Annotated in this window: 18 protein-coding genes; 3 read left to right on the forward strand and 15 right to left on the reverse strand. The window is 56.6% G+C overall.

Features of this window, described 5'->3' with window-relative positions; all coding sequences use genetic code 11:
- Nucleotides 1-117 precede the first annotated feature (117 nt).
- From HMPREF1985_RS07860 to HMPREF1985_RS07885, 6 genes are all read right to left on the reverse strand, one after another.
- A complete protein-coding gene (locus HMPREF1985_RS07860; RefSeq protein ID WP_021772047.1) occupies nucleotides 118-3249 on the reverse strand; it encodes a glycoside hydrolase family 2 TIM barrel-domain containing protein in 3132 nt (1043 codons plus the stop codon).
- 62 nt (nucleotides 3250-3311) lie between these two features.
- The gene (locus tag HMPREF1985_RS07865; protein WP_021772048.1) at nucleotides 3312-4724 is read right to left on the reverse strand and encodes a glycoside-pentoside-hexuronide (GPH):cation symporter; all 1413 of its coding nucleotides are present in this window, start codon (nucleotides 4722-4724) and stop codon (nucleotides 3312-3314) included.
- A gap of 12 nt (nucleotides 4725-4736) precedes the next feature.
- Nucleotides 4737-5342, reverse strand: coding sequence for a cytidylate kinase-like family protein (locus tag HMPREF1985_RS07870; protein WP_021772049.1), 606 nt, complete (start codon nucleotides 5340-5342; stop codon nucleotides 4737-4739).
- A 185-nt stretch (nucleotides 5343-5527) separates the two neighbouring features.
- Nucleotides 5528-6394: a CoB--CoM heterodisulfide reductase iron-sulfur subunit B family protein gene (locus tag HMPREF1985_RS07875; RefSeq protein WP_021772051.1), complete on the reverse strand. Its 867-nt coding sequence runs from the start codon at nucleotides 6392-6394 to the stop codon at nucleotides 5528-5530.
- A gap of 3 nt (nucleotides 6395-6397) precedes the next feature.
- Complete coding sequence (locus HMPREF1985_RS07880) at nucleotides 6398-7354, reverse strand: succinate dehydrogenase/fumarate reductase iron-sulfur subunit (protein WP_021772052.1); 957 nt, start codon at nucleotides 7352-7354, stop codon at nucleotides 6398-6400.
- 1 nt (nucleotide 7355) lies between these two features.
- Complete coding sequence (locus HMPREF1985_RS07885; protein WP_040637473.1) at nucleotides 7356-9197, reverse strand: FAD-binding protein; 1842 nt, start codon at nucleotides 9195-9197, stop codon at nucleotides 7356-7358.
- 202 nt (nucleotides 9198-9399) lie between these two features.
- On the opposite strand from HMPREF1985_RS07885, the gene HMPREF1985_RS07890 reads away from it, so the two are divergent.
- The 3 genes from HMPREF1985_RS07890 to HMPREF1985_RS07900 all read left to right on the forward strand — a co-directional run bounded on the left by HMPREF1985_RS07890 (nucleotide 9400) and on the right by HMPREF1985_RS07900 (nucleotide 14388).
- Complete coding sequence (locus tag HMPREF1985_RS07890; protein WP_040637474.1) at nucleotides 9400-9612, forward strand: TOBE domain-containing protein; 213 nt, start codon at nucleotides 9400-9402, stop codon at nucleotides 9610-9612.
- A gap of 518 nt (nucleotides 9613-10130) precedes the next feature.
- Entirely contained in the window at nucleotides 10131-11522 is a 1392-nt protein-coding gene (locus HMPREF1985_RS07895) for an S-layer homology domain-containing protein (RefSeq protein WP_040637475.1), read from the forward strand.
- Nucleotides 11523-11607: 85 nt separating this feature from the next.
- Nucleotides 11608-14388, forward strand: coding sequence for an alpha-amylase family glycosyl hydrolase (locus HMPREF1985_RS07900; RefSeq protein ID WP_021772058.1), 2781 nt, complete (start codon nucleotides 11608-11610; stop codon nucleotides 14386-14388).
- A 176-nt stretch (nucleotides 14389-14564) separates the two neighbouring features.
- On the opposite strand, the gene HMPREF1985_RS07905 is transcribed toward HMPREF1985_RS07900, so the two are convergent.
- The 9 genes from HMPREF1985_RS07905 to HMPREF1985_RS07945 all read right to left on the reverse strand — a co-directional run bounded on the left by HMPREF1985_RS07905 (nucleotide 14565) and on the right by HMPREF1985_RS07945 (nucleotide 23473).
- Nucleotides 14565-15422, reverse strand: coding sequence for a lysophospholipid acyltransferase family protein (locus HMPREF1985_RS07905; protein WP_021772059.1), 858 nt, complete (start codon nucleotides 15420-15422; stop codon nucleotides 14565-14567).
- Nucleotide 15423: 1 nt separating this feature from the next.
- A complete protein-coding gene (lpxD, locus tag HMPREF1985_RS07910) occupies nucleotides 15424-16443 on the reverse strand; it encodes a UDP-3-O-(3-hydroxymyristoyl)glucosamine N-acyltransferase (RefSeq protein ID WP_021772060.1) in 1020 nt (339 codons plus the stop codon).
- A 22-nt stretch (nucleotides 16444-16465) separates the two neighbouring features.
- Nucleotides 16466-16906: an OmpH family outer membrane protein gene (locus HMPREF1985_RS07915; RefSeq protein ID WP_021772061.1), complete on the reverse strand. Its 441-nt coding sequence runs from the start codon at nucleotides 16904-16906 to the stop codon at nucleotides 16466-16468.
- 18 nt (nucleotides 16907-16924) lie between these two features.
- Complete coding sequence (locus HMPREF1985_RS07920; protein WP_021772062.1) at nucleotides 16925-18049, reverse strand: hypothetical protein; 1125 nt, start codon at nucleotides 18047-18049, stop codon at nucleotides 16925-16927.
- 119 nt (nucleotides 18050-18168) lie between these two features.
- Entirely contained in the window at nucleotides 18169-18636 is a 468-nt protein-coding gene (locus tag HMPREF1985_RS07925; RefSeq protein ID WP_021772063.1) for an OmpH family outer membrane protein, read from the reverse strand.
- A gap of 98 nt (nucleotides 18637-18734) precedes the next feature.
- The gene (locus HMPREF1985_RS07930) at nucleotides 18735-20042 is read right to left on the reverse strand and encodes a hypothetical protein (protein ID WP_021772064.1); all 1308 of its coding nucleotides are present in this window, start codon (nucleotides 20040-20042) and stop codon (nucleotides 18735-18737) included.
- On the reverse strand, nucleotides 20042-22036 hold the full coding sequence (locus HMPREF1985_RS07935) for a BamA/OMP85 family outer membrane protein (protein ID WP_040637476.1): 1995 nt from the start codon (nucleotides 22034-22036) through the stop codon (nucleotides 20042-20044). The genes HMPREF1985_RS07930 and HMPREF1985_RS07935 overlap by 1 nt, the downstream gene beginning before the upstream one ends.
- Before the next feature lie 47 nt (nucleotides 22037-22083).
- A complete protein-coding gene (locus HMPREF1985_RS07940; protein WP_021772066.1) occupies nucleotides 22084-22665 on the reverse strand; it encodes a hypothetical protein in 582 nt (193 codons plus the stop codon).
- A 175-nt stretch (nucleotides 22666-22840) separates the two neighbouring features.
- Nucleotides 22841-23473 (reverse strand): sigma-70 family RNA polymerase sigma factor, encoded by a 633-nt coding sequence (locus tag HMPREF1985_RS07945; RefSeq protein ID WP_021772067.1) that lies wholly within the window; start codon nucleotides 23471-23473, stop codon nucleotides 22841-22843.
- Nucleotides 23474-23478: the final 5 nt, after the last annotated feature.

The raw sequence follows: 23478 nt of genomic DNA on the forward strand, positions 1-23478 counted from the left end.
TCCCCCTGTCAATACCTTTTTGAAAAAAGTTTTTTACAAGAAGAATCCGTCCGCAAGGCTGCGCGCTGCTTCTCTTGCTAAAGGGAAAAGCCCTCATGTTTCGCTGAAACTGTATCGTCAAATCCCCTTCATCCAAAACGCAAAGCGGCGGTCTTCATTCTTGTGCGTGTATTCTTCCAGCACAGGTGCCCCCCATGTATCGTCGCCGCCCACGCCGCACATGCCAGCAGATGCGCGAAGATACGTATGGTGCACGACAGGCAGGTCGTGCGGATGACGTGCGGTCTCTAGCTCATGTGGGCTATACGGACTCGCTGATGCTTCAAACGGCACCGTACCCGCTCCAGCGTAGACGCGGATGCCGCGGCCGCGGCGATCGCGCGCCTCGAACCAACGGATGCCTCCATGGTTGCCGCTCTCCTGCGGCCGAAGATACGGCTCTACGCCATCGGCAAGAGACTGCTCGTAGATGCCAAGCCGCCCGCCTTCCATGCGATCAATGTAGTTATCCGCCGCGCCCAGCCCATAGTAACGGATTCGGTCATAGTCTGCGGGAAGCGTAAAGAGGAGTGCGAAATCCGGCATATCGGAGAGCCCTTCCACTTTTTTATAGTCGAGCGTTGCCTTTATCGCACCATCCTCGTGCACTTCCCACATCACCGTGCATGCGGCGGCAGGATTCGTCGCAAGTCTGTAGAAAAAGCGCACCGCGACAGTCTCGGCCTCTGTCTCACGCTGCCCGTTTTGCCCGAAGTATGGGCTTCCCATCTCAAACGGTGCACCGTCAACAGCAAATGCGATCCTTTCGCACTTCTTGTAGAGGCTCGCGAGTTTCCACTGTGCGCAGTCCGCCATGCGGCGGCTGCCGTAGTCGTTGTCGATCGGCGCACGCCAAAAGAGCGGCTGCGGCATTTCTTCGATGAGTTCCTGTCCGCCATAACGGTACGAAACGAGATTTCCCTGCGCGCTTGAAAACATGAGCGAAAATCCCTCGCCCTGCACGCCGAGATTGATATCGCTGACAACGACGCGCAGGCGTCTCGCCTTCACGAGCGGTACAGCGGCTTCATAGCCCGTATGGCGGGAAAGCCACGCAGCGGCAGGCGAAAGCTCTGGCGAAGCAGCGCGTTCGGGAAGAACCGTCTGCCCGAATGCAATCTCGTATCCGCGTTCTGCCCAAAGCGTATTGTCTGAAAGGCAGAGGGATGCCGTGAGCACGTATTCTCCCGTGCCGTAATGCGGCACGCAAATCTCGATTTCATCCGACTTTCCCGCTGCGATATGCGGAGCGTCCTGCTCGCTCTTCCATACTGCCCGCCCATCGCGCAGAAGTGAGAGTCGCAGCGTATATTCCGCCGCGTCAGCAAACAAGCTTTTATTCTCGATTTTGACGTAATCCCATGCAGGCGTGATCGCGAAGTTCTGATAGTTGAATTTAACTTCCTGCAGTTTTGTCGTCGGACGACGGTCTGAAAAGAAAATTCCGTTTCCGCTGAAACTGTAGTCCGACGGGCGATCGCCGAAGTCACCGCCATAGCAAAGCATTTCTTTGCCGTAACGATCACGCCGCCAAATCGCTTGATCGACGAAATCCCAAATAAAGCCGCCCTGATAGAGGGCATCCTCTTCGGCAAGCCGCGTATACTGATGCATGCCGCCGTTGCTGTTTCCCATCGAATGCGTGTACTCGCAGCAGATAAACGGCTTGTCACGATGCACGGCGAGGAATTTCTTAATGTCCGCCACCTTCGTGTACATTTGGCTTTCCATGTCGCTCGTCGCATTGTAGCGGCGATCCCAGAAAATGCTCTCGTAATGCACGAGACGTGACGGATCTCTGCGGCGGAAGTACGCATGCATCTCGCAGAGGTCACGTCCGCCGCACGACTCGTTTCCGCACGACCACATCAGAATGGATGCGTGGTTCTTGTCGCGTTCAAGCATCGCCTCCGCACGCGCGAGCACGGCATCGAGCCAAGCTGGATTATCATTTGGTACCGTATTTTCATCTCGCTTGCATACACCGTTGCGCATCCACGAGCCATGGGTCTCGAGATTCGTCTCGTCAATGACATAGAGTCCATAGCGATCCGCAAGATCGTAGATATAACTGCTGTTTGGATAATGCGACATGCGAAGCGCATTGATGTTGTTCCGCTTCATTTCACGAATGTCCTGCTCGAAAAGCGCGGGATTCATCGCGCGTCCATTGTAGCAGTCGAATTCATGACGATTGACGCCCTTGAACACGATGCGCTTGCCGTTGATCTTCATGAGCGTTTCATCTATCTTAAACTCGCGAAAGCCGATGTTCTGTGTCGTGACCTCCTGTACGTTCCCCGCAGTATCCTTGACGCGAATGAGTGCGCGGTAGAGATGCGGATGCTCGGCACTCCACAGCTTTGCCCCATTCAGCGTACCGGAAAGCGTACACGTTCCGTCTTTTGCATCGCGGCAAAGCGCGAGAACCTGCTCGCCGTTTTCATCGTAAAGCGTAAGATCGACTTGTGCTGCCATGCCCAAAAGTTTGCAGTCCACCGCAAGCGAGCCATCCCGATAGTTATTTATAGGCGATGCGTGGACAAAAATATCCTCGATATGTGCAGCCGGCTTCGTGTAGAGCACGACGGGGCGGAAAATGCCGCTGAAACGCCAAAAATCCTGATCCTCAAGCCAACTGCCGCTCGCAAAGCGTACGACCATCGCCGCGAGCTTGTTCTCGCCCGCTGTGAGGTACGGCGTGAGATCGAAGTCAGCCGGCGTGCAGCTATCTTCGCTGTAGCCGACGAAATGGCCGTTGAGCCACAAGCTAAGTGCGCAATCGACGCCTTGAAATGAAATGAATACCTGCTTCCAGTCCGCCGGCGCCTCAAAGTATTTCACATAGCAGCCGACGGGATTTTCACGCTTCGGGATCTCCCCCTGTTTCACGCACTCATGCCCGTCCCAAGGATACGTCGTATTCGTATAGTGCGGATAGCCGTATCCCTCCATCTGAATATGTGCGGGAACGCGGATCGTCTCCCAGTCGTGACAGTCATATGCCGCTTCCATGAAGTCCATCGGCACACGTGCAAGATTCGGCGCATATGCGAAATGCCACAGACCGTCCATGGATCGATAGCATGAGGACCGGCCTGCCGCAAGCTCCTCCTCCGTGCGGTAAACGATGTGGTCACTGTGTGCAGGCAGGCGATTCTCTTCGAAATAACGCGGATCGGCAAGCTTTTCAAAATCGGACACGTTCATAAGAATTCTCCTTTTCCCCTTCAGATTTTCCCTATGCCTGCGGGTAAAGAAAGCCAGTGTGCTTACTGATTCATTTCTTCCCATTTCTCCTCAAGCTCGAGCACGATGCGTGCATGCTCGCGCTCCGTAAGCGTAACCTTCGCACGATAGAGGATGGCGCCGAGAACGATGAAGACAAACGGGGCTATGAACATGACGTACTTGAAGTGCGTGAGGTTTTCCGGCGTAATCGTGTCGGCTGTAGCTCCTGCCGTCATGCCGACCCATATTGCCACAATGCCGATGATGCCGCTCGTGATTGCACCTGCGAGCTTATCGACAAGCGGACGCACGCAGAGGCAGAGCGCCTCGTCGCGATGCCCGAGCTTGAGCTGTCCATACTCGACCGTATCCGTGATCGTCATGAGGACGACGAGGAAAATGAGCGGCTGCGGCAGTGCGAACAGGCCAGCCGCGAAGAGCGTCATCGCGACATTCGTGCCTGCGAGTGCGTAGAGAATGACCGCAACGAGCATAATCGAAATCGAAGCAAAGAAGAGCTTGCGGCGGCTGAACTTCTGCGTGAGCGTCGGGAACAGCGCAACAGCGAGAAGGCCGATGATGACATTGATGACGCCGAGGAAAGAGAACTTGCTCGCGTCGCCAAGCACGTAAATAAAGTAGTAGAGATTCAGGTTGTTGATGAGGTTCTGACCAAGGCCGAAAACGAGGTACGCGCAGGCAACCCAAAGGAGCTGGTCATTCTTGATGAGGATCGAGAACACTTCGCTGAACGTCGTCTCCTGCTTGTTCTCGCGAAGCGCCGAGTCCTGCTCCTTCGTGCCGATGCCGAGAATGATGGCGCCGAGCGTTGCAATGCCGCCGCCTATGGCCGCAAAGGCAAACCATCCTGTCGGATCGCCCGCGCCGCCGTTCTGATTGGCAGAGAAATAGAGAACAATCGGCATGACGAGAATCGTGACGAGCTGGCCGCCGAATACCGAGCCGATACGCGCAAATGTCGCCGTGATTTCGCGTTCATGCGAGTCGAACGATAGTGCCGGAATCATCGACCAAATCGCGACGTCCTTTGCCGAATAGAAAACATCCATGATGAGGTAGATGATGGCAAATGCGACGAGGTAGGCCATCGGATTCGACATCGTGAGACCGCCCATATCCGTGAAGAGAACAGCAAGCGTGATCGCCGCGACGAATGCGCCTGCGATGACCCATGGCTTGAACTTTCCCCAACGCGTCTTCGTCTTATCGATTGTGTTTCCGATGAACGGGTCAATGAAGAGCTCGCCGATGCGCAGGACGAGAATGATCGTTGTAACAATGCCGATCATGTAGGCGTCGTGCGTCGGATCTTCCGAGTGAAACAGGTTGCTCGTGACGAAGATCATGAAGTACGTGCCAATCATGGCATAGAAAAAATCGTGGCCGAACGTGCCGCAAGCATAGGCGATGCGGGACCAAAACTGGCTTTTCATATGACGCCCTCCTTAGCCTTTGAGCGTATGAATGTACGCAATGATGGCGTCCGCTATCTGATCAAGCGACGCCTTTGACGTGTTGACGACGAGATCGTAATGCTTGCCGTCGCCCCACTCAAGCCCCGTATAGTAATTGTAATAACGGGCGCGCTTCGCATCCTCCTTGTCGAGTTCCTTCAGCGATTTGCCATCGTACATCGTCTGACCGCGCTTTTCGCGGAATGCATCGTCGGCGCAGACGAAAACCGAGAACACGTCATCACGCTTCCGAAGTGCGAAATCCGCACAGCGCCCGAGCATGACACAGGAACCGTTATTTGCAAGCTTGCGGATCACCGCTGACTCCGAATGGAACATTTCGCGGCTCGAACTTCCCATTGACATACCGAATGAGTGAAAGGGAATAAAATTCATTGAAACCGGCTTTACCGTATTCTCCATCTCGAGGAGCTCCTTCTCCGATAGGTCGTTGATCCCGAGCTTCGCCGCCGCGATATGGACGATCTGCCTGTCGTAGAGTTTCACGCCGAGCTTCTCCGCCAAGATGCCCGCTAGCTCACGCCCGCCGCAGCCATACTGGCGGCTGACCGTGATGATACACTGGTTCTCCCCCATGGTAATTCCTCCTCACTAATCGCAAACGTTTACTTTTTCCTGTATTTTATTAGTAAACGTTTTCTATATGAGACTATTATATGCGAACAATAGCGAAAAAGCAAGCCTTCTTTCCCTAAAAATCCATAAAAATGACCTCGCGATCATGGATCGTGAGGTCATTTGCTTCACGCAATCATTTGCATTCATCCAATCTTAAGCTTGGACTGCCCCGTGACGTGCCGGTTGAAGCCGACGTCTTCTTTCGACATGCCGATAGCGAGACCAACGAGCTGCTGAAGGTGCAGGATCGGCATCTCCGTATCGGAATGAACGGCTTCACGTCCTTCCGGCCCATACATATCGAGCTGCATCTGGCAGAGCGGGCACGGCGTGACGACGAGACTGGCATCCGCCCTTGCGGCGCTTGCAGCGATCTGCCCCGTAACCGTCATGACATCGTGTTCTGCACCAAACTGCGCATGGAAACCGCAGCACTTACGGCTCGCATCGAACCAGACCGGCTCAGCACCGAGGCGGCGGATGAGTCGCTCGAGACTTTCCGGATGCTCGCCTTCTTCGTAGTTCATGACTTCATGCGGGCGCAGGATGTGACAGCCATAGTAGCCGGCGACCTTCATGCCGGCGAGTGCGCCCGTGACCTTGCCCTCGAAAAGCTCTGGATGCTGATCGAGCAACCAGAGGAAATGCGTGATCTCACTCGTGCCTTTGTACTCATACGGATGGCCGGCTTCCTTGAGAATGCCGTTGACCCTTGCCTTGAGCGCTGTATCGTGATCAAGGCGGTACTTTGCCATACGGAGCTGCAGCGTGCAAGTGTTGCAGACCGTCAGGATCGGAAGGCCAAGGTTCTCTGCGATCGAGATATTGCGCGCGTTGACGGCAAGCGATGCGAGGTCACTCACGCCCTGCGCATGCGAAGCGCCGCAGCACGTCCAGTTCTGTATTTCTTCGATTTCAAGGCCGATCGCCTCGCAAACCTTCTTCAGCGAGGTATACGCCTCGGCTGCCGCTCCTTCGAGTACGCAGCCCGGAAACAATGCGTATTTCATGGCTTACACTTCCTCCTTCTCCGCTGCCTCGGCCGCCTTTACGACTGCATCAATCGTCTTGATTTCAGGGTTGACAGGATGCTTTTCCATCGGATTCATCTTGCCGACGTTCATGAGACGCAGTGCCATCGGAAGACGCAGGCCTGCCGCAAGGAAGCCCTCGGACTTGATGTTGAGTTTCGACTCATCGAGCGTGCCCGATTCCTGGATATCGTCGTAGATCGCCTTCGCATGGCGCGCGCCGACGTTGTCATCCAGCTTATACTGAAAGGAGAGTGCCTTGAGCTTCTCGATCGCGCCGGCTGGATCAAGACCTTTCGGGCACTTCGCCGTGCACTCCTGGCAGTTGAAGCAAGCCCAAAGACCGGCGTCAATCGCTGCCTTGACATGATCCTTCGCGTCCTTGTCGCGCGTATCCGTCGCGATTTTGAGGGCCTTGACAAAAGCGAATGGATCGAGGAAGTCATCCTCGTTCAGTGCGTTCTTGTTGCACTCCGAAACGCACGAGCCGCAGAGGATGCAGCCGGCGAGCTTCTTGTACTTATTGAAATCCGCCGGAGACTGGAGACAGCCCTTCTCCGCGGAGAATTCGTCCTTCGGATGAACGACGGGCCTAATCTTCTTGATACGCGCGTACTTCGGATCCCAGTCGACGACGAGATCGCGGATGACGCGGAAATTGCCGAGCGGCTCGATCGTAAGCTCTTCGCTCCGATAGCGCTTCATGAGGCCCTCGACGAGGACCTCGCAGGAAAGCTCTGCATTGCCGTTGACACGCGTTGCACAAGCGCCACAGATGCTCGAACGGCAGGAACAAGCAAACGAAAGCGTCGGATCCTGCTTCTCCTTGATTTCCGTCAGTGCACCGAGGATCGTCATGCCCGTCTGCACTTCGACTTTATAAGTCTGAACCCACTTCTTTCCATCAACGAAGCGATGGATGTTCAGCGTTGCCTGCATATCAATACTTCCTTTCCTTCGGCGGATACTTCGTGATGACGACATCTTTGTACTCAGCACGATAGCCGGTTTCATCCTTAAAGATAAGCGTATGCTTCAGGAAGTTCGCATCATCCCGCTTCGGGAAATCACGGCGCGTATGACCGCCGCGGCTCTCCTTGCGCGCGATCGCACCCTGCACGATCGCATGCGAAATCTGAAGGAGATTGCCAAGCTCGACATACTGCTCAAATGCCGTATTGTAGACATGGCTCGGATCGCCGACATAGCACTTTTTGTAATCTTCCTCGTGCTTGGCAAGTTCCTTTGCCGCTTCTTCAAGCTGCGGCCCGTTGCGGAATACGCCTGCCTTGAACCACATCGTCTGAACCATGGCATCGCGAATCTCCGGAACCGTGCGATTGCCCTCATGTGGACGGGTCGTCACTTCATCGAAGTGATCCTTCCATTTTGCACAGTCTTTTGCAAGCTGGTCCTGGCTACCCTCGTACGGGTGGCCCTTCGCATAAGCCGCTGCACCATCGCCCGCCGTATGACCAAAGACGAGAACCTCAGAAAGGCTATTTGCGCCGAGACGATTCGCACCGTGAACGGAAACGCAGCTGCATTCGCCTGCCGTATAGATGCCCGGCACGCGTGTCTCGCCCGTGTGGAAATCCGCCATCTCAAGACCGCCCATCGAGTAGTGGCAAGTCGGGCTGATGAGGACAGGCTCCTTCGTGATGTCGACACCTGCAAAGCGCTTTGAAAGGTCGTACACCTGCCCGAGCCGCTCGTGGATGCGCTCCGCCGGGATATGCGTAAAGTCGAGATAGACGCCTGCTGTCAGCCCCTCGCCGACGCCGCGCCCTTCCTCGATCTCCGTTGCGATGCTGCGCGCGACGATGTCACGCGTCGCGAGCTCTTTCTTTTCAGGCGCATACTTCTCCATGAATCGTTCACGATTTTTGTTGAGCAGGATCGCCCCCTCGGAGCGGCTCGACTCGGAAAGGAGAACGCCGTTGACAGAAAGTCCCGTCGGATGGAACTGCACCATCTCCGGATCTTTGAATGGGATGCCGACCTTCATGCCTGCGACGATGCCATCGCCCGTCGAGCTGTACGGATTCGACGTGCGGACCCAGTACGCACGGCCGTAGCCGCCCGTCGCGATAAGAACCGTCTTTGCGGGAATGCCGATGAAGTTGCCCGTGCGCATGTCCATTGCGATGACCCCTGCGAGCTTGTCGCCTGCCATGCTGATTTCGAGCATCTGGCACTCCGAGATGAAGTCGATGCCTTTGTCAAGACACTGTTCGAAGAGCGTGTGAACCATGGCATGGCCGGCGCGATCCTCAAAATACGCTGCGCGCGGATGCGAATGGCCTCCCATCTTGCGCGAATGGAAATGGCCGTCTTCCTGACGGTTGTACGGATAGCCCATATAGTCCATTTCGAAGATGTTTTTGCCGGCACGTTCAGCGAAATACTCGACTGCATCCTGATCGCAGAGATAGTCCCCGCCCTTGATCGTATCGAACGCATGCGATTCGATCGAATCCGTCGGATCCGTGAGTCCCGTAACGCCGTTCATGCCGCCCTGTGCCATCGTCGAGGCGGAGCGCGTCGGCACAAGCTTTGTCATAACGGCGACTTTTCGATCTTTGTTTCCCGCTGCGGCAAGCGCCGCGCGCATCCCTGCGCCGCCGCTGCCGATGATGAGCACATCATACGTCACGTCGCCGCGCCGTACCTTTTCGGGAATGTTCCTGCCGTTCCACGAGAAACAGCCGCTTGCCGAGAGAACGACGCCCGCTGCTGCCGCGCCCTTGATAAAGGTACGACGTGAGATTTCGTTAGACATAGGTTTCTCCCTCCTGATCATGCATGGACTTTATCTATAGCATTGATAAAGTTTATGTTGTTTCCAATTCGTGCCAAACTGAAAAAATCCTGCCATAAAATGAAATCGTGACCTATGTCATAGCGCAAAAAACACAGCATGCTATACGATTAAGCGTTCTTGAATGCAAGCATAAGTGTTATAGTGTATGGAGGGCAATGTCATGCAGCTCAGTGCAAGAAATCAGTTCAAAGGAAAAGTTGTATCCATCGAGAAAGGTGCAGTGAACGCCATCGTCGGCATCGAAATCGCAGGCGGGCATGTGATCACCTCGACGATCACCCTTGGTTCCGTGGAACGCCTTGGTCTCGTTGTCGGAAAGGAAGCCTATGCCGTCATCAAGGCTACGTCCGTCATGGTCGGCGTGGACGACTAACCCATCTTTTGGATATGTGAAAAGGCAGGAATGCGGATTTCCCGTGTCCTGCCTTTTTTGTATCTGGCAAAAGAAGGTGCACGACATCAGACGATGCTGCATCCGCCTGTGATCCCTGCGCCTCTGTTGGAACCGACGCGCTAGTGTGACGTTGTTTGCGAATGGACTGCCGCATGTGCGACGATTGGCGTCCTAAAGCTGCTGCCAGTCAGCACGAGCGGAATCTGCCGCCGAATCAATCCTAGATCTGCCTCGAGCTCCTTTTCTCTAAAAACAAAAAAGAGCATCGGGGCAATTGGATTGTCTATATCAAAAGTTCAAATCACGCGTAAAATAGAATAAATTATCATTTCCAATATAAAAATTGTACCTAAATACATAAATTCAAACAAAATACCCCATTGGAAACACGCGCCAAAATACGACGAATCCATTGCTTCCAAGATAAAACTCCCTTATACTTTTTAATGGAAGCAAAAGCTGCAAATGGATTTCCAGAGGAAAGGGATGTTGTTAGGATGAAACGAAACACACTGCTCGGACTCGCCATCGGGCTGAGCCTCAGCGCAAGCTCGGTCGCGTTCGCCGCCACGGCGGACAGCTTCTCCGACGTACCGAAAGGTCATTGGTCGTACGAAGCGCTCGACTACCTTGCAAAAGAGGGTGTCATCGAGGGAATGGGCGACGGCACGTTCCAGGGCGGTCGCCCCATGACGCGCTACGAGGTCGCTGCCATCGTCGCCAAGGCGATGCAGAAGGAAGGCACGAACTTCGGCGACCGCGCCGTGCTCGAAAAGCTTGAGGCGGAGTACGGCGGCGAAATCGCCACGCTCAAGAAACAGGTGGACGCGAACACGAAACAGATTGCGGAGAACAAAAAGGAAATCGACCGAGTCAAGCTCTACGGTTTCCTGCGCGCCCAGTACGACTACGACAGGAACAAGGACGCCGATACGCTCGACCACGGGACGAACCGCTTTTACATGGATCTGCGCGGCGACCTCAAGGTCAACGACTATTGGACCGTGCGCTTCCAAAGCGAGACGAACCGTCACTACAACAACGGGCACAGCCGCCAAGGCGAGACGGGTCTGAACCAGTACACGGAAAAGACGTGGTCTGGGCACGACGGCAACATCCAGCGTATTTGGGTGGACGGTTTGTCGAAGGACGGCAAGTGGATCAGCATCGGACGCGCATGGCGCGGACTCGGCTTCCAAAACGTCCTCTTCGGAAACGAGTCGGACGGCTTCCAGTTCGGCGTTCCCATCCCGAACACGAAGCTCACAGCAAGCGGCTTTTGGATGGCATCAACGGGCGAAGGCAACCGCGAAAGCCTCTACGGCATCGGCGCATGGGGGCCAATTGGTCACAGCGTGGACATCAATGTTGCTTACGCCAAGAGCAGCATAGGAAAGGGCGATACCTACAGTTCGGGCAAGATTGTCGGCTACCGGGCAGCGACCTCCCCCTCTGGCATCACGACGCTCGATCCCGTCTACGGGAAGAATGACGTGACAAACAAGCGAAGCTATGGCTTCGTTGTCAGCGGTGCGGTGAACTTCGCAAAACACTTCCGCTTCATCGGCGACTACGTCAAGACCGATGCGGATTTCCAAGGAAATAGCCTTGCGCTTCGCCTGAACTATCGTGGCACGGATCTCAACAAGCCAGGCAGCTACGGTCTCTATGCACGCTATGTGCGCTACGGCGAAAACGGATGGCTCGCGGGCGACGACGAGTGGAACTCGACGTGGAACGCAACGCGCGGCTGGATTTTCGGTGCGAAGTACGTTCCAGCGAAGAACATTGAGTGGGAAATGCTCTACTCTCGCCAGACGCGCGGCTACGATCAGGCTTGGGCATACGACCGCGATCTCTTCCGCACGCAGGTAGACTACCACTTCTGATCCAATCACGATACGGTGAAGCCCACTTGGCTTCACGGAAAAGGCATGGGCTTTCCGTGCCTTTTCCTGCAAAAAAGGAGCAATCATGAAACGAAGCAAGCAGCATCTTCTCCGTGCGGCTGTAGTCGCCGCGTTGACAGCGGGCGCGATTTCCGCATCGCTTCCCGCATTGCCTGTCACGGCGTACGCCGCCCCTGCCGCCGCGGCACAGGAAGCGACGCGAACGGTCGTGCTCACCGGCACGGTGCAGATGAAAGCCGGTGCGCCAAAGGACTGGGATCCCGCGTCCGCTGCAACGCGCATGGAGGACATTGGAAACGGTTTCTACCGCTTCACGGCAGACCTCCCCGCAGGAACGTACTACTATAAGGTCGCCGTCGGCGGAAGCTGGGCAGAAAACTACGGCCTGGACGGAAATTTTGACGGGGCAAATGTCCAGCTCACTCTTCCTGAGGCGACGCGCGTCACCTTCTACTACAACGACAGGACGCATCAGATTGCGGACAGCACGCGATACGTGCTGCAGGAAGACGAGGCGCTTCCCATCCTGCAGGGAGACGGCATCCCCGATGGCACGATCCTGCGCGACGACACGCTAGGCATGCTCTATCAAGCAACCGTCCAAATGGACGTAGGTGACCACGCCGTCAAAATCATGCAGCAGGGCGAAGCGCCCATGGCACAGACGGTGCACATCAAGAAGGCAGGTCCCGTCTCCTTTTACTACGATGGGAAAACGCGGCACCTCATCGTCGACGACGGGAGCATCCACGAATCCGAACTCCTACATGACACATGGGACAGCGCGTATCGCAAGCCGTTTGAGGCGATCCCTGCCGGCAGCCCCATCACGCTCTCAGTAGCAGCAGGCGCGGGCGACGTGCAACAGGCAAAGCTTTTCATCGCCCGCGCAAAGGTCACAGCAAACGGCGGCGACGAGTACAACCCGGACTTTTCGGCCGGCACGAATGAGACCGTCCCCATGAAAAAAACGCGCACGGAAAACGGTCGCGATATATGGTCGGTGACTATTGCGCCGAAGGAAGCAGGGCTATACGGCTACAAATTCCTCCTCGACGACACGAAAGAGTACGGCGATGACATGAAGCCCGGCCATACGGGCGCGGCGAAGTTGCGCGACGCAAGGCTATTCCCGCTCACGGTCTACCGCGCAGACTTTAAGACGCCCGATTGGGCGAAGGAAGCCGTCACCTACCAAATCTTCCCCGACCGCTTCTATAACGGAGACCCCAAAAATGATGCCGCGCGGCAATTCGCGCGCGCCGCTCAGCCCATCCAGCACCGCGCCTGGGGCGATCTTCCCGCAAACTACTCCAAGACCCCTGAGGCGGACGGCGACAAATGGGAATGCAACGACTTCTTCGGCGGCGACATCAAGGGCATCACCAAAAAGCTCGACTACCTGCAGTCGCTCGGCATCACGGCCATCTACGTCAACCCGATGTCATCGGCAAGCTCAAACCACCGCTACGACGCTGTGGACTACACGAAAATCGATCCGATCCTCGGCACGATGGACGATTTCCGCGCCCTCGTGCACGAGATGGATAAGCGGCACATGCACCTCATCATGGACGGCGTCTTTAACCACGTCGGCGACGATTCCATCTACTTTGACCGCTACGGCAAGTACAAGACCGTCGGCGCGTACGAATACTGGTCGCGCATCTACGACCTCCAAAACGAAAAGCACCTCTCCCTTTCCGCAGCAAAGGAAGAGGCGAAAAAGGAGCTTTTGGCAGAAGGTCAGGTCTTCAGCCCGTACCATTTCGAGGACTGGTTCGAGATCCGAAACGAAAAGGCGAAGGACAGCATGGGCGAGAAATACGCCTACCACGACTGGCAGGGCTACGACAGCCTGACGCCGTTTGCTGACCGCGACTATCCCGGAAGCGAGGCAGGCACGAAAAGTTCCGACCTCGGCGACTACCTGCTCTACGGGCGTGATAAGGATCGCGGCGTCCTCACGCGCTGGTTCAGCGAAGGGCTTTCGGGCTGGCGCCTCGATGTCGCAAAGGAAGTGCCGCCCGGCTTTTGGGCAAGGGTGCGCGACGAGGTCAAGAAGCAGGCGACGCCGGACGGCAAAGCCCCGCTTCTCCTCGGCGAGATCTGGCAGGACGGCTCGCAATTCCTGACGGGCGACACGTTCGACTCTGTCATGAACTACAAGCTCTCCTTTGCGCTCGGCGACCTCTTCCTCCTGCGCGGCGACGCGAAGGCAGCGGACGAGGAGCTGACCATCCTTCGGCAGAACTACCCGAAGGAAGCGCTCTACGATCTCATGAACATCGTCGGCTCGCACGACACCGTCCGCGCCATTTACAAATTTGGCGGCGGAAAGGAAACAGTGGCACAGCCGGGGAAAACAGACTTTGACTACGCGCTCGGCAAGGCGCGCCTGAAGCTTGCCGCCATCTTCCTCATGGGCTATCCCGGAATGCCGACCATCTACTACGGCGATGAGGCGGGCGTCTACGGAAGTGCCGACCCCGACTGCCGCCGCACCTATCCATGGGGAAAGGAAGACAAGGAACTCCTCGCGTTCTACAAAAAACTCATCGGCATCCGCAACGCGCACAAGGCGCTATTCGCATACGGCGACCTAAAGACGCTGAAAGCAGAGGGCGATGTATACGCCTACAGCCGCATGGCAGCGGACGGAAGCTGTGGGATCGTCGCGCTGAACCGCGGCGCGGCGCGCACCATCACATTTTCCCTCCCTGCCTCCCTAGCAGGCACATCGTTCCATGACGCGCTCACAGGCTATGCCTGCACGGCAAAGGACGGCAATCTCAGCCTGCCACTCGGCAAGAATCAAGGCATGATGCTGCTGATGGAAAAATAAGCATTTCCCTGTCACGAAAAAGCGCCCACGCATGTGGGCACTTTTTTGTCGCGCATACGCGGATTGCGAAACGATGACCACCACAAAAACGGCAAAAACGGTCTCACAGGCAAAGCCCTGTGAGACCGTTTTTTTAATATGGTTCCGCATGCCATCTCCCAGCCGATTCATGCGCGTCATTCACGCATCGACTTCCAGCGATCATGCAGCCAAAACCACTCCTCTGGATATCGGCGGATATGTTCCTCAATAGCGTGCGTCAAAAACTGCGTCATGGCGCGAATGTCTGCGTGCTTGTCCTTCGTGTGCCCGACGCGAAACGGGCCGTCGACGATAAGCGTATGCATGCCATGTTCGTCACGATGCATGCAGGATGTGAAGATCGGCACGTCGGCAAAGCGCGCCATCGACGCCGCTCCTGTCGGGCAGTTCGTCGGCTGTCCGAAGAAGTCGATGACGATGCCGTCATGGCGGCTCGGATCCTGATCCATAATGAGGCCGATCGCCCAGCCCTTTCCCATCATTCGGAACATCTCCCGCACACCTGTTTTATACGTGATATGCATGCCGATCATAGTGCGGTATTCGTTGATAAACCGATCTGCGCCTGAATCCTTCTGCTTCTTTGCGACGCCGACGAGCGGGATGCCCGCTTGCGCAAATGCGCCGCCCATGAGTTCCCAGTTTCCGCTGTGTGCGGCAGCGATGACACACCCCTTCCCCTCCGATAGCCCCGCTTGAAGTTTTTTCAGTCCTTCAATGCGGACGTAGTCCTCGATGTGTTTGGCAATCATGGGGAAGCGCAGGACTTCGACGAGCATCGGGCCGAAGCGCACAAAGGAGGCGCGCGCAATGCGCCGCGCCTTTGCATCCGATACGCCAAGGCATCGCTTGATCTGATCAAATGCGAGCTTCTTGCGCCGTTTTGGGACGAGCGGCCAGCAAACTGCACCGAGCATGTGCCCCAAAACTTCTGCAGCACTGCGCGGCAGCTTGCAGCAAATCCAGCTGATTGACTTTAGCAGCCTGTACATATCATGCCTTTTCGTATGTTGCGAGTTTCTTTTCCATCTGTTTGAGTTTCTTTGCCATTTCAGGCAGATGCTTCATCGCCGCCTGCATGCGAAGCCACTCCGTATGGCTCTGCACGGGGAAGCCCGCGCAGAAGACGTCTTCCGGCATGTCGCCAATGATGCCGCTGCGCGCCGCATAGACGGAGTTCGCTCCGATCTTGATATGACCGACCGTGCCGACCTGCCCGCCGAATGTCACATTGTGCCCGACGGTCGTCGATCCTGATATGCCCGTCTGTGCGACGATGAGGCAGTTTGGACCGATCTTGCAGTTGTGTCCGACATGGACGAGATTGTCGATCTTCGTGCCTTTTCCTATGACAGTCGAGCCCATCGCTGCGCGGTCAATGCCGTCGTGTGCGCCAACCTCAACATCGTCTTCGAGGACGACATTGCCGACCTGCGGGACTTTCGTATGGATGCCGTCCTTCGTCGTGAAGCCAAAGCCATCCGAGCCGATGACGGCAGAGCTGTGAATGACGCAGCGCTTCCCGACGCGGCAGTGCTCACGCACGGTCGCACTCGAATAGACGACGGTATCCTCGCCGATCTCTGCGTACTGCCCGATATACGTATGTGGGTAGAGCGTGGCGCGGTCGCCGATGACGGCATGGTCGTCAACACAGGCAAACGGCATGATACGGATGTCTTTTCCGAGCGTGACGCCCGAACCAATATAGGCTTCATCGCTGACGCCGACCGGAATCGCAAGCTTTGGCGTGAAGAGTTCGAGCAGTCGCGCAAAAGAAGCGCGCGGATCGTCGACGATAAGCGACGTCTTCGGGAAGCCCGTTATGCCCGGCGGCAACATGACCGCCACTGCCTTCGTATGCTTCGCTTCCTCGATATGCGGTTCGACGGCAAACGTCAGATCGTGCGCACCCGCCCCCTCGATATTATCGAGCCCTTCAATGACGACGGACGAATCTCCTTCGATCCGTCCGCCTACGTAATCCGCGATTTCCTGCAATGTCTTCTTCATGCCGTTTCGCCCTTTCCGCTTCTTATTGCAGTTTGCTGATGACCGCATCTGTCACATCGACGCAGCCCGTGACCGCCGTCGGCGCTTCTTTGTGGCTGTCAAGAATCGCATCGAGCTTCTTCTCCTTGACGACGGCTGCAGAAGCCGCATCCATTTTCTGCTGTATCTGGAGCTGATACGACTGCTGAATGCCCGCCATCTTGCGCTGCGCGTCAGCCTGTGCCTTTTGCGCGTCCTCCGGCGAAGTGTTTCCGCCGTTCTGCAAAGATTGATGTGCTTCTGCGACCACCTCCTGAAGCTTTTGATTTCCTTCATCGGAAATCGACTTGATCTGCGGCGCTTCTTTCATGATGCGATCACCGTCTATGTAGCCGAGCCTGACCTGTCCGCAGCCGCTCGCCATGAGCGTCGTTGCCGCAAGTGCCGCAGCGAGGAATCCCATTGTGATTTTATGTTTTTTCATGCTTTGCTTCGCTTCTTTCTATTCGGATGACTTTTCCGAGGTATTCAAGGCTTCAAGCCCCTGCATCTCCGACAAGAGTTCGTCTGTCACGTCCTCCGTTCCCGTGCCGATGACAGCGCAAAAGCGGATGGGTGGCGCTCCCGTCCGAAAGGTGCGCGGGAACTGATAGTCCTTCGTCTCGGCATGGCTCGCAAGAATGAGCGTAAAGTGATGCAGGATCGCGACTTTCGCAGCTCTGCCCGCAATATCGTTGAAAATATGCGTTTCGAGCGTTTGGATCTCACGCTCGACCTGCTGCAGCGATTCCCGCTCCGCAAGGCGCTTCTGCCTTTCTGTCGAGACGGCCATCTGCGCCTGCATGGCGGCGGCATTGCGATCCTGTACCTCTGTCTTTTCACGCATCGACGCCGTCTTCTGTGCATCAAGCATCGTCTTCCTATCCGCATGCCATGCAGCGATCTTCGGTCCGAGCACCTTTTGGACATACGCCGCAATTTCGGTTTCGTAAGCGTGCAGGAGCTCCATTTGCCGCCTGCCGCGTTCCATCTTCAGGTCATCGAGCTCTGCCTCCCACTGTGCGCGTTCCGCTGCGAGATCCTCCGGCTTGTCCCATGGATGGTGCATCGCGCTCTGATTGTCGAGCTTCAAATTGATGTTTAGGATCGCATTGAGGTACTCGGCATCGATCGCCTCTTTCTGCGCTTCGTACGCCGCGTCATGTTCCTTGCGATACGCTTGTTCGACGTGCGTGCGCTCGCGCTCAAGTTCGGCACGCGCCCCGATGACGGCCTGCGCATTTTTCTGCCATACAGCATCCTCGAACGGCTTGGCGTCTGTCTCTGGCGGTGCTACGACAAGCGGCATGCGCACGGGATTGGTATCCGCAAGAATGCGGTCCTGCTGTGCGCGAAGCGTCTTGAGACGCGCATAGTCGGGATGTGCCGCGAGGACGCGCTCCATATCCACCATGCCGATATCCGCCTTTGCGACGGGCATCGCCGCCTCATGGTGCGGTATGAGACGCGAGATCGTTACGCCGCCCGCGACGAGCGCTAGGAGCAGGACGGCCGCACCGACGCGCCGTGCCGTCACATTCCCGCGTACAGGCTCTTTCTCCTGCGCGCGCTCCTGCTTTTTCTCCACGGCTCATCCCTCCCAGACGCCCATGCTTTCCGTCTTAGCTCTTCTGACAAGTAGTACCGAGCACAAGGATTGGCTCGGTACTTGATGGCTCCTGTTTCGCGGTCTGCGCCGCACAGAGCTTACTTCTTGTTGATCTTATTGATGACGTCCTGCGTGATGTCCTGCCCGCCGTAGACGACCGTGCTCTTTTCGAGGACAACGGAAAGACCTTTTGTCTCGGAGACTTTCTTGACGGCGTCTTCAATGCTCTGCTGGATCGGCTCCATGAGTTCCTGATTCTTCTGCTGGAGGCGCTCCTGCGTCTGCTGGTAGTAATCGTTCTTTTCCTGATCGCTCATGTTCGCAGACTTCTCTTCAAACTCTTTCTGCGCATCCTGGACAGCCGTCTGCATCTCGGCATTCGCGCTTTGGAGCTGCGGATGTTGCTGCGCAATCTGACGGTAGTCGACGACGCCGACCGACGAGCTGGCTGCGCTAACGATTCCGGACCCAGACTGCGTGAGCGCAAGGGCAACGACCGAGCCAACGAAGACGAGCGCGATGAGCACGCTGATGATCTTGACCTGTTTTTTCTGCAAAGTAATCATTACGGTTCTCCTTTTCCCTTTGGGATATAGTGAATACAGAGTACGCTAGTCATTATAGCAAACTCTCGTTTGCGATTCAAGACAGTGCCATTCGCAAATCAGAAATTTCCTACGAGCCTGACCCATCCGGTTTGACGTGAAAACGCATACTCGATGCCAAGGAAGTCGTGCACCTTGTAGCGGAGTGCGGCTTCTGCCGTGCGATCCGCAAAGCGGTACTCGTACCGCGCAAGCCAAACGGGTGAAATGCGGTAGTCCGCGCCGAGTATAAACCGCCGGTCCCGTATATCGTAGCGAACCTGTGCCGTCATGTCGCCTATCGCACGCCCATAGCCGAGTTCCCAGCGCCAATCGATGTCCTGCGGCATGAAATCGATCTGCAGGAATAGCTCATCTTTCCGGCTCAGCATTTGCCCTGCATGGAGTCGAAGCACTATGTCCTGTTCGCGCCTGTGCCCTGCGTTTTCACTGCGGCCGATATCAAGCCACCCCGTAAGGCGCAGACGATACCGTGCCGTATCGCTGCGGCTCATGACCTGCATGCGCTCAGCCGGCTTGATCGCAACGTGCGTCTTCATCTTGGCACGCCGGAAATCGCCCTGCGCGTCGATCGCATCGGCAAAAAGCCGTTCAAAGGCAATGCGATGGCGCGAAACAAATGCGACGGGGACACCGACAAGAAGATCCACACGATCCTGCATGAGGCGGCGATGCCCGAGGAGCGCGAAATTCGGCACGGTATCGGAACGCATCGAAAGATCATTCGTGCGCACGACTGGCAAACGTGGATAAACGGTGAGCTGTACCTCTGCCACGTCATGTTCCGCGATGGCGATATCAAAATCGGGACGAAACTCCGGCAAGTGCACTGCCATATAGGATTCGAGTGCACGCTTCAGTGCGCCATTCGTCCAGTCCGTTGCCGCAACGGGAAGCCCGCAAAGTGCTTCGTCAAAGACAGACGAAACACCGCTGAGATCCTCGCGCACGAGCGATTCGACGGCAGGCGGCATTCCGTCCACCGCGATGCTGACCTTGACCGCGCGAACGCAATCCGTCCACGGGACGAGATGGAGCCGTACCGTGGACGTGATCCCCACCTCGATCCTCACCTGATCGACGGTATAGCCGACGAGCACCTTGTCGAAGACCTGCCCGATAACGGCTTCGCAGTGCGGCACATTCTCCCGCAAGCCATCGAGTTCCTGTCCGACGAGGAGCTGCTCTGCAATGGCATTTACGCTTTTTTCCATGCGCTTTTCGACGATGGGCGGAATGCCATTCGTCGCGGCGACAACGGCTTTCACCTCTGCGACACGCTCAGCCGCTCTTGCCTGCATGGGCAAGAGCAGCACAGCAAAGACGAGCAGAAGACATGCACCCGCGTGCGCCCCACAACAACGCATCAGAACGTGCCGCCGACCGTGAAGTGCACGCGTCCGCCGTCCTTGTTGCGGCCATAGTCAAGACGCAGCGGTCCGAGCGGCGTATTGAGCGCAAGTCCTACGCCGACGCTCACCTTGAGATTATCGGGGACAAGACCATCATCCCATGCACCGCCAAAATCCGTAAAGACTGCGCCCTGCACCTTCTTGACGATCGGGAAGCGGTACTCCACCGTGCCGATCGCCATGCGCGAGCCACGGAACTGATCTTCGCGATAGCCGCGCAGCGTGTCCTGTCCGCCAACGGTAAACTGGTTGAAATAGGACAGATCGCCATGCGCAGCACCGTACTGCGCGCGAAGCGCCAAAACCTGCGCATGCCCGACCGGGAAGTAGCGCTGATCTTCGATGGAGAATTTTTGGAACGTAAAGTCCCCGCCGAAACCTGCGAACTCGCCCATCAGGCTCACGCGGCCGCCCGTATGCGGATCGTAGACATTATCGCGCGTATCGGTGACGTGCAATAGCGTGATGCTGTTCGTCTTGCCAAAATTCGCTTCCTGCCACGCCGCATTGCGGAACTTCGCCGCATCAGTGCCGCCCGTATGGCGGACGTACTTGTCGTCACGGCTCTTGATCGTGATCGAATTCGTCGAATACTCGCTTACCGGACGGCTGAGCGATATCTCGCCACCCGCGTACTTGCGCATGTAGCTTTCGTTGAGATCCCCGTTCGAATCGTAATCATCGTATTCGTAGGTACGGTTGTAAACGCGAAGACTGATCGCCGTTTCTTTGCTGTCAAGCCATGGATGACGATAGGCGAAGCGATAGCCATGTGCGTCCTTGTCGTCGCCACTGACCTCATACGTCAGGCTCACAGCATCGCCTGTGCCGCGGAAGTTCGTGTCGCCGACCGAGAGCATGCCGATGACGCCATCCGCGCTTGAGTAGCCCGCACCGATGCCAAACGAACCCGTACGCTTCTCCTTGACATCGATCTCCATGACGACGGCATTCGGCGCGACGCCCGGAGTCATCTTCACGTTGACATCCTCGAAGAAGCCAAGGTTGTAGACGCGCTGCATGCCGCGGCGCGCCTGCTTCGAGTTGAATGGCTCGCCGGGCTTTTGGCGCATCTCCCGCAGGATGACGCGCTTCTTCGTCTTTTCATTGCCCTTGACGGTGTATCCTTCAAGATTGCCCTCATTGATCTTGAGCACGAGATTGCCGTCCCGGTCAATATTCATATCCGTGATCTTCGCGAGGATGTAGCCGTCCTTGCGGTACTGTTCCTGCAGTGCCTGCACGTTCTCATGGAGCACGCGCGTATTCAGGATCTTGCCGACCTCGACCGTGACGAGCGGCATGAGCGTCTCATCTTTCTCGACAGTGTTTCCCGTGATCCTCACACTCGCGAGTACAGGATTTTCGAGCATATGGTAGGTGATGACAACACCTTCCGGAACGGTCTCAAAGGTCGGATAGAGATCGTAGAAATAGCCCGTGTCGTAGATGGCTTCACGATCCTTTTCGAGCATCTGCGAGGCGTAGACATCTCCTGCTTTCATCCTGACAGCCGCCTTCGCCGTGCCGAGCGTGACATCGCTCGCGCCGTCAAAGACGACGTCGACGACCGTCTGTCCATCGTACTGTTTCAGATTAGCGGTGATCTCGTCTTCCTGTGGGCGCGTCTTGCTCCAGTTCGCCGTGCGCGGATCGACCTGCGTTTCGCTTTTCTTGTCCGCTGCCCCCATCGTTTTTGCGGAGGCATCTTCCGCTTTACGCGCAGCTTCCATCCCTGCCGGTGCGGCTTTTGCTTCCGTCTGATCCGAAGCAGGTGCATCTTTAGCAGATGCATCTTTCCCCTCATCCGCCTGTGCTGCCTCAGTTGCGGCTGCCTGCGCTTCCTGGACGGCGGAAGCCGCTTCCGCATATCCCGTATGCGGCATTGCCGCAACACCCGTTGCAAGCGCTATGGCATAGGCAAGTGCACGATACTGTGACTGATCCAATCGTATAACCTCCAAAATGCAACGGATTTATAAATCTTTATAAATCCTTACTTTTCCCGCAGTGCTTTTCCTGCGTCTTGCATCAATTTCTGTACCTCCGCATCGGGTACTTTTGCAGCGGGGCCTTGCTGCTGAACAGGCGCTGCGCTCCTCTGCGTCGTCTCCACGCGTGATGGGGCTGCTGCGCCCTCCTGCACCGGCTCCTTCGGCACCTCGCGGCGTTTCTTTTGTATCGTCTCATCAGCGGCACGCTCTGCCGCAACGCCCACTTCCGAATGCGGCGCTGCGTCCAGAGGCGCGTTCGGAAGTGGGCGCGCCTCTTTCGGTGCTTCCTCCCGTGCCACCTCGGAGGCGGCAGGTATCTCGGCTTGTTCTGCCGGCATTCCCACTCGATAGAAGAGTGCCGCTCCCGCTGCAATCAAACAGGCGGCGATAAGCGGCGCACCGCGTCCGAAAAAGCGGCGCATACGCCCCGGCTTCGTCTCGCGCATGCGGACGAGTTCCGCCTCGGCAAGCATGAGCTTCAACCCGCCGCGCACGCCTTCATCCGCCTGCACGGAAGCTTCCGCCTCGCCGAGCCAATCGCGCGCTGCACGAATATGGCGCACCTGCTTTTCCTTATCCTTCATCGCCAGCCCTCCTTAAAAGCAGACACCCATCTTATATAGTCCGCTTTCAGCCGCGATTCTCACACCTTGAATGGAGGAGAATCGAGAGATTCCTTTCGATCTCCCTCCATTTCCCTTATATCTTCTAGCGCTCACACTCGATTTCAAGCAAATGCTCCGTATTGCGCTGCGATCCTCATTTCCAGTGCTGCATGAATCGCGAAAGCATCCCACGGATGCGCCGGACGCCGCTCTGCTGCAAACGATAGATATGCGAAGCGCTGACATCGAGTGCATCGGCGACAGACGATACGGGCTCGCTCCGAAGGTACACGCCCTCCAAAACGGCTCTCTCCTTGCCCGGAAGGCGATCCATCGCCTGATGCAGGCGATTCGTAAGTTCATGCCATTCGGCGAATTCCTGTGCAGACGGCGCGGTATCGACGAGCCGATCCTTCATCGAGTCCGTGCCGCACACATCCGCCCCTTCCATACACGCGAGATCACGCCGTCCTTCGTGCGCTAGGAAATCCATCATGCGCCCTCGGATGCGGTGCACGGCAAAGAGGCTGAATGCGACGCCGCGCATCGGGTCGTAGCGTTCCACCGCTTCAATGAGGCCGACGGTTCCCTCCTGGATGAGATCCATGACCGCTTCCATCGTGCGATACGGGATGGCTTGTTTGAACACGAGCGGCTGATAGGCTTCGATGATGCGCCTTCGCGCCTGTTCGTCGCCGTTCTTTGCCGCGCGCCAAAGACGCTTCTCCTCTTTTGGCTCCAGCGCCTTGACCTTGGCGAGTTCTGCCAAGTATTCTGCGAGCTGCACGAAAC

This window comes from Mitsuokella sp. oral taxon 131 str. W9106 (assembly GCF_000469545.1).
GTDB lineage: Bacteria > Bacillota > Negativicutes > Selenomonadales > Selenomonadaceae > AWVT01.